Origin of the sequence: Rhodoferax sp. (assembly GCF_013297935.1) — a bacterium.
GTDB lineage: Bacteria > Pseudomonadota > Gammaproteobacteria > Burkholderiales > Burkholderiaceae_C > Allorhodoferax.
In genome coordinates, this window is record NZ_JAAFIX010000001.1 from 628,546 (window position 1) to 644,281 (window position 15,736).

The following is a 15,736-nucleotide window of genomic DNA, read 5'->3' on the forward strand; positions in this document are numbered from 1 at the left end:
AAGCTGCCAATGTCAGTCGGGCGGCGCCATATTGGGTGGCATTGGCCTGGTGATTTGGAAGAAGGCCTAGGCGCCTAGGCTACGAGAGAGCCCCCACCGCATGGGGGTCGCTACAAAACGGCAAGACCAGCGAGACCGTGGTGCCGCCGGGCTGGCTGCTGTGGACTTCGGCGCGGCCGGTGTGGAGCTCGGCAATGCGCTTCACTATGGCCAGCCCCAAGCCCTTGCCGCCCTCGCCGGTAGCGGGTGCCACGTTGGCTTTGTTTTGGTAGTAGCGCTCAAACAGTTGGGGCAGGTCGGCCTGCGCAATGCCGGGCCCGGTGTCACGCACTTGCAGCGCCACCCACTCCGCACCCTGGCGCTGTGCGGCCAAGGTGATGGTGTCGCCGCTGCGGCAAAACTTGAGCGCGTTATCGAGCAGATTCGACAGGGCCCGCTCGATCAGCTCCACATCGACCGCCGCGCAGGGCGGGTCGGCCGGGTCGGTGGGCAAAACCACCAGCGCCATGCCCTGCTGCTGGGCACGCGGCCCGAAGCGCAGCGCAATGTCGTCCAGCAGCTCGCCCAAGTCCATGACCTGGGGCTTGAGTTGAAACGCGGGCTCGTCGAGGTGCGCTAGGTCGCCCATGGACTGCACCAGCCGCGCCGCGTTGCGGGTGTTGCGCAGGGCCGTTTGCACCAAGGGCAGGTCTGCGCTGTGTTGGGCTTGCTGCGCCCAGCGGGTTTCCAGGGTCTCCAGGCAGGCGGCGGTGGCGGTGAGCGGCGAGCGCAAGTCGTGCGACAGGTTGCTCACGGCCTCGCGGCGGAAATGGTCCAGCCGGGCCAGCAGGCTCCACTGCGCGCGCAGCGCCAGCAGCATGGCGCGAATGCCGTTGTGCAGTTGGCCCAGCTCGTCTTTACTGGTGGCAGCGGTGCCCCACAAATCATCCGGCAGGGGCGGGGGCGCGTTGGGCTGGCCCTCTTGCGCCGCACCGGGCGGCATGATGGGCAGGCCGTGTTGGGTGACATGGGCCAGCGCGGTGGTGATGCGGGCCAAGGGGCGCGTCACATGGCTGATAACCCACACCGCCATCAGCGTGCCCAGGCCCACCACCAAGAAGATGAGCACCACGGTGGGCAAGGCAAAGGTGCTTTGCAGCGCCATCCAGTTGCTGGGGGTGAGCAAAGGCTTGTCGCACACGACATACAAATAGCCATCGGGGGCAGCGTGCTGCCCGATGGAGTTGCGGTACAGGGCGCGGGCAGCCACGATGGTGGCGGCCGAGCCGCTTTCGGGGTTGTCGCCCATGACATAGGGCATGGGCTTGGCGCCAGCCGCCTCTTGCACAGGGCCTAACGCTACCCGCACCCCGCGGGTGGACGTGTCTTCGGTAGACGATGCCTTGACGGTGCCTTGGCTGTCGAGCAGGTAGATCTGGGTGCCCGGTTCAAACAGCACCAGGTTGCTCAAAAAGCCATCAAAATTTTCTTGGTACCGGTCCTGCATGGCAAACATGTCATTGTGTTTGGCAATAACCCGGTCCAGAAAGGCACTGGCGCGATAGTAGGCGCTTTCGTGCTCAAACTGCTTGAACGCCAAGCCCACCACCACCAGCACGCCCAGCACCGTAAAGAGGCCCGTGAGCAGGATGGTGAGCGCGATCTTGAAGCGAACGGTCATGGGGCGTGGTGCGGCGGGGTGTCGCGCATTTTGTAGCCCGCGCCGCGCACGGTCAGGATGTACTCAGGGCGCAGCGGGTCGTGCTCTAGCTTGGCGCGCAGGCGGTTGATGTGGGTGGTGACGGTGTGTTCGTAACCGTCATGGCTGTAGCCCCACACCGCGTTGAGCAACTCCGAGCGGGAAAACACCCGCCCGGGGTGCTGGGTGAAATACAGCAGCAGGTCAAACTCCAGCGCGGTGAAGTCGAGCCCCTGCCCGCGCAGCACGGCTTGGCGTTTGCTGGGCACGATGTGCAGCTCCCCATTGCGCAGGGTTTCGCCACCAGTGTGCTGGGCACCCTGTGCCTGGCGCATGAGGTCAGAGCGCCGCAACAGCGCTTTGACCCGCGCCAGCAACTCGGCCAGCGAGAAGGGTTTGGTCAGGTAGTCATCGGCGCCCAGCTCCAGCCCGAGCACACGGTCTAGCTCGGTGGACTTGGCGGTGAGCATGAGGATGGGGGTGCTGCTGCCGCGCGCGCGCAGGGTTTTGCACAGCTCCAGCCCGTCGAGCCCGGGCATCATCCAATCCAAGATCAAGAGGTCGTGCGCCTGGTCGGTTTCGGCGTGCAGCGCGGCGCGCCCGTCCGCCACGCTGGAAACGGCGTAGCCCGCGCTCTGCAGGTTCATCACCAGCACGTCGCGAATATCGGTTTGGTCCTCGGCCACGAGGATTCTTTTGCTGTCCATAGGGGCTGTGGTCGCGTGAGCGGGCGGATTCTTACGCATTTGTTATCTGGCTGTGATATTTCGCGAGCAGGGTGTGAGCTTGGGCACGCACAGTCTACCCATGGCCTGAGCACCCCTCGCTGGGCCCACCAGGAGCCCGCCATGATGACCGCCACCTTGATGCCCACCGCAACAAACTCTTGCACCGCTGCGTTTGCTGCCGCCGCGTTGTCTGTGCAACCCATCGTGTGCCAAGACAACGTGTCGTTGGGCTGGGCCGACTTGGTGCCGCACCGCGAATACTTGGTGCGCTACGCCCGGCGCCAGTTGCGCGACGCCACCCAGGCCGAAGACGTGGTGCACGACGTGTTTGAAGCTGTGATGTCGGGGCATGCCCGCTTTGCCGGTCGCAGTGCCTTGCGCAGCTGGCTCACCGCAGTGCTGAAAAACAAGGTGGTGGATTTGATTCGCACCAGCGCCCGCTGCGACACCACGCTGGACGTAGACACCGAAGGCGATGGCGATACCGATGGTGGCCACGGCGCCCACCTGGAGTGCCCGCGCCCCCGCCCCGATGAGGTAGCCGAGCAACGCGAGCGCCTGCGCCACACCCTAGGCCGCATTGCCACCCTGCCGCGCACGCTGCAAGACATAGTGCAGCTGCGTTTGCTGGGGGATGCGAGCTCCGAAGAGGTGTGCGAGCGCCTTCAAATATCTGCCAACTGCCTGTTTGTAGGCTTGCACCGCGCGCGCAAGCAGCTCATGTGCTGAGCGAGTCCGCACATTGCTTTGCACTGCGCCGGCGCTGTACCGAGTTCGATGCGCTTGTCATCGACTGCGGCGCGCTAGCGCCTGCTCACCAGCAGGATTTGGCCAACTGTTTGCCGTTTTTGGCGTGTGGCGCGGAGTAAACGGCACAAGGCTGGCTCGCCGACAGCGACCCAAGTCTACGCACCAGGCCGGTGCTTTTTCTCGGCGCAAAAGCGCTCCAGTACAGCTATGGCTGCTTCGATCTTGAGCGCGGCCGAGGCCCCCGGCCAGGCCAGCGTTGAGCTGCGCGGCGTCAGCTGTGGCGTGCCTGGCCGCCGTCTGTTGGATGCGCTCAGTTGGCGTCTGCCACAGGGAGTGATCTGCTTGCTGTACGGCGCAAACGGGGCGGGCAAATCCAGCCTACTCAAGCTACTGGCCGGTCTGCTGGAAGGCCAGCCCGGTTTGTGCATTGAAGGCACGGGTGAGGTACTGGGTCAGCCCTTATTAGGGCGCGGGGGTGCGCAACGGGCTCGCTTGGGCTATATGCCGCAGCAAGGCGGGCTTTACGAGGAGCTCAGCGTTGCCGAAAACCTGCAATTTCGCGCCGAGCTGCTGGACCTGCCCGACGCAGCGACCTTCTTGCAAACCCATGTGCAAGCGCATGGTCTGCAACCAGTCTGGCGACAAAAAGTGATACAGCTGTCCGGCGGTTGGCGACAACGAGTGGCTTTTGCGGCGGCCCTGTTGGCGGGTCCGCGCCTGCTGTTGTTGGATGAACCCAGTGCCGGAGTCGATCTGGAGGCGAAGGCGCAGATCTGGGCGCGCATCCACGGCCTGCGAGAAGCAGGGGTGACCGTCTTGGTCAGCAGCCACGACAGCGAGGACGCCCAGCAATGCGAGCAGCTGCTGGCGTTGGCCAGCGGGCGACTGGTGTTTCAAGGTCGGCCGCAAGACCTGGCCGCCGGCCTGGGCGACGGCAGCTTGCAGGCCGGCCTGCGGGCGCTGCTGCGAGTTAGCACGGTGCCCTGCCCATGAGACTACTTGAATGGGCCCAGGGTATGCGACGCCATTCCCGCCTGATTCGGGCGGTGGCTCGCAAGGAGTGGCAGCAGCTGCGGCGCGACCGCCTCACGCTCGCGCTCTTGCTGGGTGTGCCCTTGGCGCAGATTTTGTTGTTCGGCTTTGCCATCACGCTCACGCCCACCCAACTGCCCGCCGCCTGGGTGGCGCTGCCGCCCAGCGGCATGCAGAAAGAGCCAACCGATGCCGCGCTGGATGCGCACGTCCACCGCGCCATGCTGGCCCACCTGAGCCAAGGCCAGGGCCTGCGCATCGCGCCCGATCCGCTGACACCCGAGCAGGCCCAGGCCCAGCTGCAGCGGGGCGAGCTGCGCTTACTCCTAGCTTGGCCCGCCCAGCCCTCACGCTACCTGCTACAAGGTCAGACGCTGCCCTTGCGCTTGGAGGCTGACCTCTCTGACCCTTATGTCCACGCACTGGTCGCCCAGCTGGGTGACGGGCTAGCGCATGGCTTATCGGCCCGTCTGGCTGGGCCCGCCGGGCCACCGCTGCGTTTGCAGCTGCCGGAGGGGATGGCCCTCAGCCTTGAACTGCGCGGGCGCTTCGCGCAGTCTCCTGATTCGGGTGCCTACCTCGTGCCGGCGCTCAGTGGGGTCATTCTCACGCTCACCCTGACGCTGATGGCTGCGCTGTGCGTGGTGCGGGAGCTGGAGCGTGGGACCTGGGATGCATTGCGCACCACGCCACTGGGTGCCATCCATATTGTGATCGGCAAACTGCTGCCCTATGCCACGCTGGGCCTTGTGCTTTATGCCTTGATGCAGGCACTGGCAGCCGCCCTGTTTGGCACGCCCTGGGCTAGCCTCTGTTTGTGGGGCTTGGCGGCGGGCTTCATGCTGGGTCAACTAGGCCTGGGGCTGTGCTTATCGCTGCTGGCGCGGACCCAGTTGCAGGCATTGCAGCTGGGGGTATTCTTTTATCTGCCCTCGATTCTTTTGTCTGGCTTTATGTTCCCGTTTGAAAGCATGCCGGCCTGGGCGCGCGGCTTGGGTGAATTGCTGCCGCTGACACATTTTTTGCGCGCACTGCGAGCCGAATTGTTCCGCGGCGCCGATGCTACTCAGGTGCTGAGCTTGGGTGCCCCGATCGTGTTGTTTGCCGGCCTGGCGCTGGGCCTTTCGGTGTGGGGCTATCGGCGCCGGGTGTGAGGAACTGAGGCCGCCTATCGACCCGTGGGTCTCATCCCTTTTTAGGAGTCAAGCTTCTATGTACACGGAACTGTCCCTTAGACCCTGGTGTTTTCAACCGGTCCTTTGGCCAGCGCGCTCAGCCAGGCACTCACAGCCTTGCCCTTTCATGCAGCGGCCCTGGCCAAGACCTTGGCACCGCTTTGATAGTCGCTGCGAGGCTTGTCGAATCAAAAATGAATTGACGTAAGAACCTGCTGGTTGGCTCGACCAATGAGCACCACATTTTGTGCGGCAGCCTCAGCATTCATTTAAATCGAGTCAACTATGCCCATACAACGCCGCAATGCCATCAAACTCATGGCTTTTTACGCTGTTTTTGCCAGTAGTCCACATGTTTTTGCTCAAGGCTCTGGTTTAGACCATAGTTACGCCGGCTGGGACGCCCTGCTGCAAAAGCATGTCAAATGGCTGCCTGACGGCAAACAGTCACGCATGGACTACCGCGCATTGGCGGCAGACCGCGCGGCTTTGCAAGCCGTGCTGGCGCAGTGGTCGGCGGTCACGCCAGCGCAGTTTGCAACCTTCAGCCGTGAACAGCAAATGGTGTTTCTCATCAACGCCTACAACGGCTTCACCGCAGAACTCATCCTGACCAAGTACCCCAACCTAAAGTCCATCAAGGATGCAGGCTCATTGTTACAGTCACCGTGGAAAAACAAGTTTTTTACCTTGCTTGGTGAGCAACGCCACTTGGACTGGATTGAGCATGAGCAACTCCGCCCCAACTACAACGACCCACGCGTCCACGCTGCAGTTAACTGCGCCAGTATTGGTTGCCCCGCTCTGCGGCCTGACGCATTCACGCCCGCCAAACTGGATGCGCAACTGACTGACGGCATGTTGCGCTTTATGAGCGACCGCAGCCGCAACCGTTACAACGCGCAATCAGGCAAGCTGGAAGTCAGCGCCATCTTTAAATGGTTTCGCGAAGACTTTGAAAAAGGTCAACGCGGCTTTGCCAAGCTTGAGGACGTGTTTGCCTTTTATGCGGACCAGTTAACCAACGACGCAGCAACCAGAGACAAGCTGCGCGCGAAAACGGTCAGTATCAGCTTTTTAGACTACGACTGGTCATTGAATGACACCGGTCGCTAACGCAAATCAAGCCGCCGAGCCGACCTTGCCAGCGATACGCCTGGCTACGTACCGGGACAGATTCTGGTGGTGTTCAGCCCAATACCTCCACATTTTCTTGTCACGCTTTTTTGCAAGATCACCCGTTAAGTTGATGCCCATCAGCACCTCGCTATCGGTGCTATCAGCGATGTTGGCGTTGGTTGTACCCATAACAGCGACTGCTCAAACTTCAGCAGCCCAAACCCTTGTTACACCCAGTCAAACAGCGCCTGTAGCGCCAGCGACGGGTTTGAAAGATAAAGCACAGCAAGATTTCCCAGCAGCACCAGCCGTTCGCAGCGGGCCACTAGCTCCGGCCGTGAGTCAAGCGCTAGCTTTGGTTGCACCGGCGATTCGTGACAATCGCTTTCCAACCGCTGCCGTAAGAGCCATTGGCCGAGGGGGCGATGCGCGCATGGCCTGGTATCTCAATGATTTGATCCGTCTGGTCAACAGCCAATCTGCGGCTGATGAAGTCGTCGCGGCATTCGAGCAGCTGACCCAAGCCCCGCTACCACTTGATGCCTTCACCGCCATGGGTGACCGTGTTCTAGCTTGGAACCTGCCAGCGCCACCGGGCTACCGAGAGATGAAGCGCGATTTGTTTTTGCAGATCGAGCCGCGCTGGCAACCTTTTTTTGACGATGCGCAATCAGCCATCGATTGGCGACAAGTGGGTTGGGGTGGCGTGTTTATTGACGATAGGCCTGATGCCACCCAAGGCCAAATTTGTCCACGCGGTTGCATCCCCGCTCTAGACCAGCCCAAAACCACGCCAGCTGCTCAGGGCAATTGGTATCCAGACAACGCTATCGTTTTTGGTCTGGTCATCAACGGTGAGGCTAGAGCCTATCCCAAGAACATAATGGAAGTGCATGAAATGGTCAACGACACTCTGGGCGGGCGACAAATCGGTATGCCCTATTGCACGCTGTGTCGGTCGGTGCAAGCCTATCTCACAGATCGTGCAGGTAGCTTCAAGCCTTTGCTACGCACATCAGGCCTGCTGTCCCGCTCCAATAAATTCATGTACGACCTGCGTACATTTTCTGCAGTCGATACGTTCACCGGGCAAGCCATATCCGGCCCATTGCACCGCGCCAAAATCGTGCTGCCTCAAGCCACGGTTGTGATCTCAACTTGGGCAGCTTGGCGCAAGGCCTACCCCAACACCACCATACTGGCCGAAGACGGTGGCGTGGGTCGCCGCTATCCTGCCAACCCACTGCGCGGGCGAGATGATCAAGGTCCCATCTTTCCAGTCGGCCCGGTGGATACGCGCTTGGGCGTACATGACGTGGTTCTGGGTGTTATCTCACCAGACGGCAGGGCGTTGGCGTTTTCGCGTGCTGCCGCACAACTGGCTATTAAGGCAGGCGAACCTGTTCGCCTTGCCGGCGTAACGGTTCGCGCTGACGCTGATGGCTTACGCGCTTTTGCAGGTGATACTGAAATGCCTAGCCATGAAGCTTTTTGGTTTGCTTGGAGTCAATTTAGGCCTGCCACGCTGCTGTGGCAGCGCAAGCAGTGAGTTACTCCAATTACCAATATACGAATCACCTATGCAAAGCCCTACGGCAATAGCAAGTTTGCCCCCTACTGCTCGACGTAGGTGCCCGCTTTGAGCTCCGGCCAGTTTTGGTCAGCATCTTTGACATAGCCCGGAATATCCATCTTCCACTTCTTCAGCACCGTTTGGTTGAGGTTCAGGTACAACTTGTTGTTCAGCACTTTGAAGGCCGCAGGGTCGATCTCTGGGGTGTAGCCCTGGGCAACACCGTAGGCGCAGTAACCGCCGTATTGGGGCGCATATTTTTCGGGATCAGCAGCAAATGCATCGCGATTGGCGACATTGCTGAAGTGCCACGTAGCACCTTGCCATTCGGTGGTGATTGATGCTTTGCCTTTGACTGCCTTGTTCAGCTTGAAATAGGCCACAGGGTCATAACCGCGAATAGCACCGGCCTCAGTCGAAAAAATCGGCTTGATAGCGTCTGACGCTTGGGCAGGCGCCGCCACCAGGCTCCCCAATGCAAAAGCCAACGTGCTGGTGGCCAAGAAGTTGCGACGGTGGATTGAAAGCAGGTGCATATTGGGCTCCAGAAGATAAAGATGGTGTGAATACGGATGACTCAGGCTGCGCCTTCCAGCCCGGCGATATCGTCTAACAAATCGATGGGTAGGTAGCACAGCGCCTCAATGCTGGCGTCAGCAAATACACTGCGCCGGTCACGCTGGGCGCATAGGCGCTGCATCACTGCGTCGCGCTGCTGTAGCAACAACAATATGTGGCCGTGGTACAGGGTTAAGAGCGAGCGCAAAAACACATTGACATTAGGGTCGCCACGGCGGCTACCGATGGCAAAGGCACTCAGCCCTTTTTCGCAGGCGGCATAGTCCAGCCAGGGCCCTTTGGTGACCCAGCGGTTGGTGGTAAAGAACCCAATCGGCAGGCCCTGCGCGTCCATCGAAACGGCCACGATGTGAGCCGGTGCTGGGGCGTATTTGGGGTTTTTGCGGGTCAGGCCCAAGGCGTCGGGATGCACAAAGATGTGGAAGTGCCCATGCTCTTTAAACGGGCGCTTCTTACTGGCATGGGCATGAAAATAGTACTGCGATGCACGGGCATCGTCGCGCACATCGTTGTCGGGGTAATGGTCCCACTCGCTGAACACTGCGTCACCCACTATGCGGTGAACCACTTGGCTGCCTTGCTGCTGCAGGTTGTGCAGACTACCCACCAGTCGGGTTGCGGCACGCATGCGTTGGGTATAGGGCAGTGACAGGGCTTGTAACGCGCTTGCAGAGGGTTGAAGGCGTTGGGGAGTGTGCATGGTTGATACCAGTAGGATGGCCACTACACGCCCTGTGGGCGTGCTGCGGCCATCCGTCGGAAATATTTACTTCTTGGCAGCGCAGCAGCCGGTTTTGGCAGCGCAGCAGCCGTGTTTCTTCGCCGCGCAGCAACCTTTCTTGAGCTTCTTTTTCTTAGCCGCGCAGCACGCGTCTTTAGCGCCACAGCAACCCTTCTTGGCCGCGCAGGCAGACTTGGCTGCACAAGGTGAAGCTGCACAGGCTGCAAATGCAGGTGCTGCGGCCACGGCAGCGGCAGCCACCAAAGACGCGCCGACGATGTTTTTCAAAGATGCTGACAGTGATTTGGATTTCATGGAGTACTCCGGAGGTTTCATTGCGCCTGTAGCGGGGCAAAAACTGCTTTGTGAAAGCGCTACGAGAGGTCAGTCGCTTGCCAGCGAAAGAACATTACAAAAGGTTTGGAAAAAATATTATGTTTGCACCAAGAGTGTGGTGCAGCATCAGGTTTCACGCGGCTGGCTAGCTATTGTTTATATAGCTGGTTGTGCACTTTTTTAGAGGGGCTAGAGCCAATACCGTTCAGATGCGTAACGCAGGGACTGGATGATGAGGCTGATGTAGCAAATCACCACGATGGCGGGTGTTGAAGCTACTCATCTTGCACTTGATCACGCGCACGGCGTGCACGAAGCTCAAGCGATCTGGAACGCGCTGGTGCCTCGCGAGGCACCAGGCTAGCCAAAAACCTCAGCATTGGCCGTGTCGTCAGCCACATCCATATAGCTTCCATCGAGCGCCATGATGCGTGGTCCCAGCCGAGTGCAGGCTTGCCTTGTCGGTCTGGGCCAGTACGCCTGCGCTGATCAGGTGCGCATAAGCAATGCAAATGAAATAGCTCCAGGCCGTGAAGTCACAGTTCCAACGGTTAGCTTGGTACCCATCAACGAGGTGTTCGAAGTGACTCAACGGCACGACTGCCAAAAGTTGTACAAAACCGCTACGCTCAATGTTTATGTCGTAGACCTCGACAAATGAGGTTAGATCAATGATGAACACGTAGCATCAAACCGCTGGCAGGGGCGTGAGGCGACCAGGTTTTGCGACGTTGGTGCCAAATGTGCCGCATTTTTTGGCCTCACAGGCCAGATTTACGGGCTATGTTGCCCGGATTCTCGCTTCATGGGCGCACCTTGCCTGGTTGGTGAAGTCGCAGGCGTTTGGGGCCTTGCCCGCAATCAGCGCCTTCTGATCGGCATAGGCCGAGCCACCGCAAATGCGCAGCTTCATGTCGAAGTGCCACTGCTTGCCTTTGAGGGTTTGTTGTTTCATTGGTCTACAACGCCTCATCCGCTAGGGGCGTAGATCTTAATCGTCAAAGCCTTAAGCCGTAACTGTAAGAAAGCCCCCCCCCGAGCCGACTGAAGGGCACACCCCTATTTTTTGGAAGCCAACGCCATGAAAACTATCGCCACCCTACTCCTTGGCCTGTGCGCCAGCGCCGCCTTCGCGCTCGACATTCAGCCCTACACGCCCCAGGCCTTCGCTGATTTGCAGCAGGCAGGAAAACCCGTAGCACTGCACTTTCACGCTGACTGGTGCCCTACCTGCCGCGCGCAAGAGAAAGTATTTAACCAGTGGAAGGGCGACACCACCGTTCCCGGCACGCTGCTAGTTGCGAACTACGACAAGGAGAAGGACCTGAAAAAGCAGTACGGCGTGCGCAGTCAATCCACTGTGATCGTGTTCAAAGGCAGTATGGAAACAGCTCGCCTGGGCGGTGCAACTGATCCCGCGACGCTGCGCACTGCGCTGCAATCTGCCCAATAAAACCTGCACCAACCCGAACCACACACCGCCTTCTTGCCCATGGATCTACCCACCACCCACCTGCTGCTGGCCCTGGCCGCAGGTAGCTTGACCACGCTGTCTCCGTGCGTGTTCCCCATTCTTCCGCTTGTGCTCGGTGGCGCCGTGCAGCGCAATCGCCTGGCGCCCGTAGCCATGGGTGTCGGGATGGCGCTGTCCTTCGCGGCCATTGGTTTCCTTCTGGGAGCGTTGGGCCCAGCCATTGGCCTGGACGGTGACCATGTGCGCAGTTTCGGAGCGGCACTGTTGATTGCCTTTGGCGTGGTCATGCTGGTGCCGCAACTGAATGAGCGCTTCACCGCATGGATGCTGCCCATCGCCTCGTCGGCCAATAACGCCTCGACCCAGCTCGACAGCGGCTCGCTCGGCGGCGCCTTTGTGTTGGGGGCCGTGTTGGGCCTGGTGTGGAGTCCGTGCTCGGGCCCGTTGCTGGCTTCGGCGCTGGCACTGGTGGCCAGCGAGGGCGGTGGCGGGCGCGGCGCGCTTGTTCTGGGTGTGTTCGGGCTGGGTGCTGCTGTGCCGTTGGTGGCCGTGGCCTATGCCTCGCGCAGCGGTCTGACTTTGGTGCGTGGCTGGGTGCTAACGCACATTGATCGCATCAAGAAAGTGTTTGGCGTGGTCATTTTGCTGGCCGGCATTGCCATTTTGAGCGGTGGCGACAAGTGGCTGGAGGCCCGGGTTGTTGACCTGCTGCCCGATAGCTGGCTGTCATTGACCACGCGCTTTTGACTCCGCTCCCTGCAGGGTTTGACCTTAAAAAATGCAAATTTCGATGCTCACAACCGAAGACTTTTCTGCTCGCTGTTTTACGCTGCGGCGGCGCTGCACCGAGTTTGATGAGGTTGTCATTGACTGTGGCGCGCTAGCGCTTGCTCACCAACAGGATCTGGCCAACTGTTTGCCGTTTTTGGCGTGTGGCGAGGAGTCAGCGGCACACACGTTTGCCGGCACGTTGTCTCGGCGCGTGAAAGAGGCCAGTCGCGCTCAGTTGCGTCGGGTTGCGCAAGACGAGCTAAGGCACGAGGCTTGGCTCGCGCGTCTGGCATTGGCATTGCCGGCGCCTGAATCGTCGCTATCAACCTCAGAGAGTGCCGCGTTTTTTAAGCACTTGGTGACCCGCAATGTGGGCTTGCATTTCGCCCGCATCGCGGCGTTGGACTTGGCCGTCTGCCGGCTGCTGGCTCGGCTCACCCACCGCGATGCCGCGCTGCAAGCTGCGCCGAATATCCGGCAGGGGCTAGCGCACATCGCGCGGGACGAGGCCCGGCATGTGCGGGTCGCCAGCCAGCTCGCAGGCCAACACGGCGTCAGCCTGGCAATGCAAGAAGAAATTGACCAAGACCTTGCCGCGCAACTGGCCTTGTTGTTGGCGCCTATTCAACCCGGCTTACAACGCCTGATGCAAAGAGACGCAGCTGCATGTCACTAGCTCAAGCTATGAACCCTTTAACCACCCCCGCCCCACTGAACCCGCGGGGGACGCCGGCTATCAACGCGGGGCGCAGGCGCCTGCTGGGGGTGGGGGCCGCGTTTCCCGGCGAGGCGGTTAGCACGGGTGCGCTGTGCCAGCAAGTACGGCAACAGCTAGGCATTCCATTGCCCCGCTACCTGACGATGCTCAGTACACGGCTGGACGTACAGCAACGCCATTTGTGCCGCGATTTTGTTCAGGCTCACGAGCAACCGCGCCCTGGCGCACGCAATCCTGAGCTGGCTGCCCGCGCGCTGCACAACGCTTTGGGCCAGGCCCAACTACCGTCGCACGCCTTGGGGTATTTGATCAGCCACACTGCGACGCCGGCACGCCAATTGCCCGGTGGCTCCGGCGAGATTGCACACCTATTGCGCTACCCGGGTGCCCATGTGGAGCTGCGGCAAGCCTGCACCGGATTCGCGAATGCTCTGCAACTCGCATTTGCATTGACGGCTGCGCCAGACTCGGCGCCAGTGGCCATCGTGGGTGTGGAGACGGGTTCGGTGTTTTTTGACCCCCATTGCTCGCACGCAGACATCAGCCAATGGGTGAATTTTTTGCAAATGGGCGATGGTGCTGCGGGCGTCATCATTGGCGCTGATACGCCCGGGTGCACGCAGGGCCCGTGGATCAGCCATGCCTTTTTCGGGCAACTACAAGATCCGCCAGCGTCCGGCCTGGTTCTGGGCGCAGGGGGTTCAGATTGCCCGCACGCGAGTGGACCGATACGTTTTGAGCATGACTTTAAATCTGTCGAAACACATGGTGCAGCGCTGCTGGAGGCTGGCCGCGACCTGTTGCTCAGCGCGGGTTTTGATGTCCATCGCGCCAGCCGCGTCGTTCCCCATCAAGCAAGCGGCGCGGTGGCTGCTTGGCTTGCCAAGCGCTGGGATCTGGCACCCGAGCTGATTTGCAACCACGCCCGCCAGGTTGGTAACCTGGGCAGCGCCAGCCTGTGGGCGGCCCTTCACGACAGTCTGCAAACCCCTACGCAAAGTCCCGCGGGCACTGCACCGATGCTGTTTTTGGGTGCAGAGGCTACGCAATATTCGTATGGGGGGTTTGCGCTGGAGTTTTAAAACTCCAGCACTCTCAGTGCGCTTATGGGCTGTGCCTACACCGCCCCGACCAGGCCATGCTGGACGCTTGGTTTGCGCATGGTTACCAGTTCTTCAGCCGCCGTTGGGTGGACGGCCAATGTGCTGTCCAACGCACGCTTAGTCGCTTGGAGCTGCAAAGCCACCCCCACCAATTGCGCCATTTCGCCGGTATCCGGCCCCACACCGTGAAAGCCCAGCACGCGGTCGGTGTCGCGGTCTACCAGCAACTTGAGCAGCATTTTTCCGGGATGCCCCGAGAGCGTGGCCTTCATGGGGCGAAATGTGGCTTGGTACACGTCTAGGTGGGGATGCTCCAGCAAGGCGGCTTCTTCGGTCAAACCCACTACGCCAAGCTCCGGGGTGGTGAATACCGCTGTAGGCACCAGGCTATGGTCCACGCTGCGCGGCAAGCCACCAAACACGGTATCGGCAAAAGCATGCCCCTCGCGAATCGCCATAGGCGTAAGGTTGACGCGGTTGGTCACATCGCCCACGGCGTAAATATTGGGGACCACGGTCCGGCTGTAGGCGTCTACGGGGATTGCGCCTTGGGCATCCAGCGCAATGCTAAGCGATTCGAGCCCCAGATTGAGCGTATTGGGAAGGCGCCCTAGGGCACGCAGCACACAGTCGGTGTTGACGAGTTCGCCGTTGTCGAGTTGAACCTGCAGACCATCATCTGTCTTGCTGATCGCGCTGATGGAGCGACCGAAGTCAAACTGCAGACCACTTTCCACCAGCTCGTGGAGCAGATGGGCGCGCACGCCGTCGTCAAACCCTCGCAGAATATGGTCGCCCCGCACCACCACACGCACGCTGGAGCCCAGGCGCTGCAGCACACAGGCAAGCTCTAGCGCGATGTAACCGGCACCCTGCACCACGACCCGTTGAGGCAATGCCTCGAGATCAAAAAAGCCGTTGGAGTCGATAGCCAATTCATGGCCTTTTGTATCGTTAGCCTGCGTGGGTGTTGCGCCAGTTGCTATCAAAATATGAGTTCCGCGCAACTGCGTGCCATCAGCAAGAACCACTGTGTTTTGATCGTGCAGGCGCGCGCGTCCGTCAAAAATTTGCACGCCAGCGCCCACCAGGTTGTTTCGGTAGATACCTTCCAGGCGAGTGACTTCGGCATCACGCCGAGCTTTGAGCGTGCCCCAGTCAAAGTGGCTGTCCCCCAGGGTCCAACCATAGCCCGCCGCTTCTTCAAACTCTTGCGCAAAGCGCGAGGCATAGACCATCAGCTTTTTAGGAACACAGCCGCGGATTACGCAGGTGCCGCCCAAGCGGTATTCCTCAATCAGCGCCACCCGAGCCCCGTGGCCTGCAGCGATGCGAGCAGCTCGCACACCACCAGAGCCACCGCCAACCACAATGAGATCAAATTCGGACATGGTTCCCCTTCAGGAATGAGTGGGGTCAGGATGTTAAAGCGCTGTCCGTATCCAGGCGGCCAGCTGTTCATCGGATTGCAGGCCTACCACTTGGGAGAGGGCTTGACCGTCTTTGAAAAGTATGAGCGTTGGAATGCTGCGCACTCCAAAACCACCAGCGATAGCGCTTGCCTCATCAACATTGATCTTGCGCACAGCCAGTTGACCTTCAAAGCGTGCGGCCACACGTTCCAGCGTCGGCGCGAGGGCCTGGCAAGGACCGCACCAAGGCGCCCAAAAGTCTATGAGCACTGCTCCGGATTGCTGCTCAATAAAGTCGTCAAAACTGCTGCTGTCCAGCGGGGTAACGCGAGATGTTGGGGTGATGGATTCCATGGTGTTTCCTGTCGGCTTGAATGAAGGCCAGCCGCAATGGATGGCATGCCAGCAGTGTAGAAAGGGCCGCTCGCTGGCGGAGGCCTGAGCGTCTCATTTGATGTGCCCATCGTCTCGCCCACCTGCGCTCAATCAGTGGCGGTTTGTGCGGCGAGCCAGGCTTGAGGGTTCTGTCGCAATAGCGATGGTTGATCGAAAAGAGGTGCCGTGTTC

The 15,736-nt window shown here is 60.3% G+C and carries 16 protein-coding genes and 2 pseudogenes; 10 read left to right on the forward strand and 8 right to left on the reverse strand.

Going from position 1 to position 15,736, the window contains the following annotated elements; all coding sequences use genetic code 11:
• Positions 1-79 precede the first annotated feature (79 nt).
• Both QZW03_RS02995 and QZW03_RS03000 read right to left on the reverse strand, forming a co-directional pair.
• Complete coding sequence (locus QZW03_RS02995) at positions 80-1,660, reverse strand: HAMP domain-containing sensor histidine kinase (RefSeq protein ID WP_296508174.1); 1,581 nt, start codon at positions 1,658-1,660, stop codon at positions 80-82.
• Positions 1,657-2,385, reverse strand: a complete 729-nt coding sequence (locus tag QZW03_RS03000) for a response regulator transcription factor (protein WP_296508176.1) — start codon at positions 2,383-2,385, stop codon at positions 1,657-1,659. The genes QZW03_RS02995 and QZW03_RS03000 overlap by 4 nt, the downstream gene beginning before the upstream one ends.
• A 141-nt stretch (positions 2,386-2,526) precedes the next feature.
• Between QZW03_RS03000 and QZW03_RS03005 the strand changes: the two genes are divergently transcribed.
• The 5 genes from QZW03_RS03005 (at position 2,527) to QZW03_RS03025 (ending at position 8,031) form a co-directional block, all read left to right on the forward strand.
• Positions 2,527-3,135 carry a sigma-70 family RNA polymerase sigma factor gene (locus tag QZW03_RS03005; protein ID WP_296508178.1) on the forward strand — a complete coding sequence of 203 codons (609 nt, stop codon included), beginning with the start codon at positions 2,527-2,529 and terminating at the stop codon, positions 3,133-3,135.
• Between the two features lie 228 nt (positions 3,136-3,363).
• Complete coding sequence (locus QZW03_RS03010) at positions 3,364-4,149, forward strand: ATP-binding cassette domain-containing protein (RefSeq protein WP_296508180.1); 786 nt, start codon at positions 3,364-3,366, stop codon at positions 4,147-4,149.
• The gene (locus QZW03_RS03015; RefSeq protein ID WP_296508182.1) at positions 4,146-5,342 is read left to right on the forward strand and encodes an ABC transporter permease; all 1,197 of its coding nucleotides are present in this window, start codon (positions 4,146-4,148) and stop codon (positions 5,340-5,342) included. The genes QZW03_RS03010 and QZW03_RS03015 overlap by 4 nt, the downstream gene beginning before the upstream one ends.
• A gap of 306 nt (positions 5,343-5,648) precedes the next feature.
• On the forward strand, positions 5,649-6,479 hold the full coding sequence (locus tag QZW03_RS03020) for a DUF547 domain-containing protein (RefSeq protein WP_296508183.1): 831 nt from the start codon (positions 5,649-5,651) through the stop codon (positions 6,477-6,479).
• Entirely contained in the window at positions 6,463-8,031 is a 1,569-nt protein-coding gene (locus QZW03_RS03025; protein WP_296508185.1) for a DUF3179 domain-containing (seleno)protein, read from the forward strand. Before QZW03_RS03020 ends, QZW03_RS03025 begins: the two co-directional genes overlap by 17 nt.
• Before the next feature lie 65 nt (positions 8,032-8,096).
• On the opposite strand, the gene QZW03_RS03030 is transcribed toward QZW03_RS03025, so the two are convergent.
• Positions 8,097-8,591, reverse strand: coding sequence for a YHS domain-containing (seleno)protein (locus tag QZW03_RS03030; RefSeq protein ID WP_296508187.1), 495 nt, complete (start codon positions 8,589-8,591; stop codon positions 8,097-8,099).
• A 41-nt stretch (positions 8,592-8,632) separates the two neighbouring features.
• Complete coding sequence (locus QZW03_RS03035; protein ID WP_296508189.1) at positions 8,633-9,334, reverse strand: hypothetical protein; 702 nt, start codon at positions 9,332-9,334, stop codon at positions 8,633-8,635.
• Here QZW03_RS03035 and QZW03_RS03040 point away from each other — a divergent pair.
• Positions 9,333-9,875 (forward strand): hypothetical protein, encoded by a 543-nt coding sequence (locus QZW03_RS03040; RefSeq protein ID WP_296508191.1) that lies wholly within the window; start codon positions 9,333-9,335, stop codon positions 9,873-9,875. The genes QZW03_RS03035 and QZW03_RS03040 overlap by 2 nt on opposite strands.
• A gap of 312 nt (positions 9,876-10,187) precedes the next feature.
• On the opposite strand, the pseudogene QZW03_RS17415 reads toward QZW03_RS03040, so the two are convergent.
• Positions 10,188-10,373 (reverse strand): annotated as a pseudogene (locus QZW03_RS17415) (DUF4372 domain-containing protein); the annotation flags it as partial.
• Positions 10,374-10,511: 138 nt separating this feature from the next.
• Positions 10,512-10,637, reverse strand: a pseudogene (locus tag QZW03_RS03045) (IS5/IS1182 family transposase); the annotation flags it as partial.
• A gap of 135 nt (positions 10,638-10,772) precedes the next feature.
• Here QZW03_RS03045 and QZW03_RS03050 point away from each other — a divergent pair.
• The 4 genes from QZW03_RS03050 to QZW03_RS03065 are packed head-to-tail and all read left to right on the forward strand — an operon-like array spanning position 10,773 to position 13,736.
• On the forward strand, positions 10,773-11,144 hold the full coding sequence (locus tag QZW03_RS03050; RefSeq protein ID WP_296508193.1) for a thioredoxin family protein: 372 nt from the start codon (positions 10,773-10,775) through the stop codon (positions 11,142-11,144).
• A gap of 39 nt (positions 11,145-11,183) precedes the next feature.
• Complete coding sequence (locus QZW03_RS03055) at positions 11,184-11,912, forward strand: cytochrome c biogenesis CcdA family protein (RefSeq protein ID WP_296508195.1); 729 nt, start codon at positions 11,184-11,186, stop codon at positions 11,910-11,912.
• Between the two features lie 43 nt (positions 11,913-11,955).
• A complete protein-coding gene (locus tag QZW03_RS03060; protein ID WP_296508197.1) occupies positions 11,956-12,612 on the forward strand; it encodes a ferritin family protein in 657 nt (218 codons plus the stop codon).
• An 8-nt stretch (positions 12,613-12,620) separates the two neighbouring features.
• Entirely contained in the window at positions 12,621-13,736 is a 1,116-nt protein-coding gene (locus QZW03_RS03065; protein ID WP_296508199.1) for a 3-oxoacyl-[acyl-carrier-protein] synthase III C-terminal domain-containing protein, read from the forward strand.
• Positions 13,737-13,771: 35 nt separating this feature from the next.
• Here the strand turns inward: QZW03_RS03065 and gorA are convergent, their stop codons facing one another.
• Positions 13,772-15,148 (reverse strand): glutathione-disulfide reductase, encoded by a 1,377-nt coding sequence (gene gorA, locus QZW03_RS03070; protein ID WP_296508201.1) that lies wholly within the window; start codon positions 15,146-15,148, stop codon positions 13,772-13,774.
• 33 nt (positions 15,149-15,181) lie between these two features.
• Positions 15,182-15,523, reverse strand: a complete 342-nt coding sequence (trxA, locus tag QZW03_RS03075) for a thioredoxin (protein ID WP_296508203.1) — start codon at positions 15,521-15,523, stop codon at positions 15,182-15,184.
• Positions 15,524-15,736 lie beyond the last annotated feature (213 nt).

Coding starts and splice junctions, on each gene's coding strand:
- QZW03_RS02995 (WP_296508174.1), bottom strand. CDS start 1,660: ATGACCGTTCGCTTCAAGATCGCGCTCACCATCCTGCTCACGGGCCTC.
- QZW03_RS03000 (WP_296508176.1), bottom strand. CDS start 2,385: ATGGACAGCAAAAGAATCCTCGTGGCCGAGGACCAAACCGATATTCGC.
- QZW03_RS03005 (WP_296508178.1), top strand. CDS start 2,527: ATGATGACCGCCACCTTGATGCCCACCGCAACAAACTCTTGCACCGCT.
- QZW03_RS03010 (WP_296508180.1), top strand. CDS start 3,364: ATGGCTGCTTCGATCTTGAGCGCGGCCGAGGCCCCCGGCCAGGCCAGC.
- QZW03_RS03015 (WP_296508182.1), top strand. CDS start 4,146: ATGAGACTACTTGAATGGGCCCAGGGTATGCGACGCCATTCCCGCCTG.
- QZW03_RS03020 (WP_296508183.1), top strand. CDS start 5,649: ATGCCCATACAACGCCGCAATGCCATCAAACTCATGGCTTTTTACGCT.
- QZW03_RS03025 (WP_296508185.1), top strand. CDS start 6,463: ATGACACCGGTCGCTAACGCAAATCAAGCCGCCGAGCCGACCTTGCCA.
- QZW03_RS03030 (WP_296508187.1), bottom strand. CDS start 8,591: ATGCACCTGCTTTCAATCCACCGTCGCAACTTCTTGGCCACCAGCACG.
- QZW03_RS03040 (WP_296508191.1), top strand. CDS start 9,333: ATGGTTGATACCAGTAGGATGGCCACTACACGCCCTGTGGGCGTGCTG.
- QZW03_RS03035 (WP_296508189.1), bottom strand. CDS start 9,334: ATGCACACTCCCCAACGCCTTCAACCCTCTGCAAGCGCGTTACAAGCC.
- QZW03_RS03050 (WP_296508193.1), top strand. CDS start 10,773: ATGAAAACTATCGCCACCCTACTCCTTGGCCTGTGCGCCAGCGCCGCC.
- QZW03_RS03055 (WP_296508195.1), top strand. CDS start 11,184: ATGGATCTACCCACCACCCACCTGCTGCTGGCCCTGGCCGCAGGTAGC.
- QZW03_RS03060 (WP_296508197.1), top strand. CDS start 11,956: ATGCTCACAACCGAAGACTTTTCTGCTCGCTGTTTTACGCTGCGGCGG.
- QZW03_RS03065 (WP_296508199.1), top strand. CDS start 12,621: ATGAACCCTTTAACCACCCCCGCCCCACTGAACCCGCGGGGGACGCCG.
- gorA (WP_296508201.1), bottom strand. CDS start 15,148: ATGTCCGAATTTGATCTCATTGTGGTTGGCGGTGGCTCTGGTGGTGTG.
- trxA (WP_296508203.1), bottom strand. CDS start 15,523: ATGGAATCCATCACCCCAACATCTCGCGTTACCCCGCTGGACAGCAGC.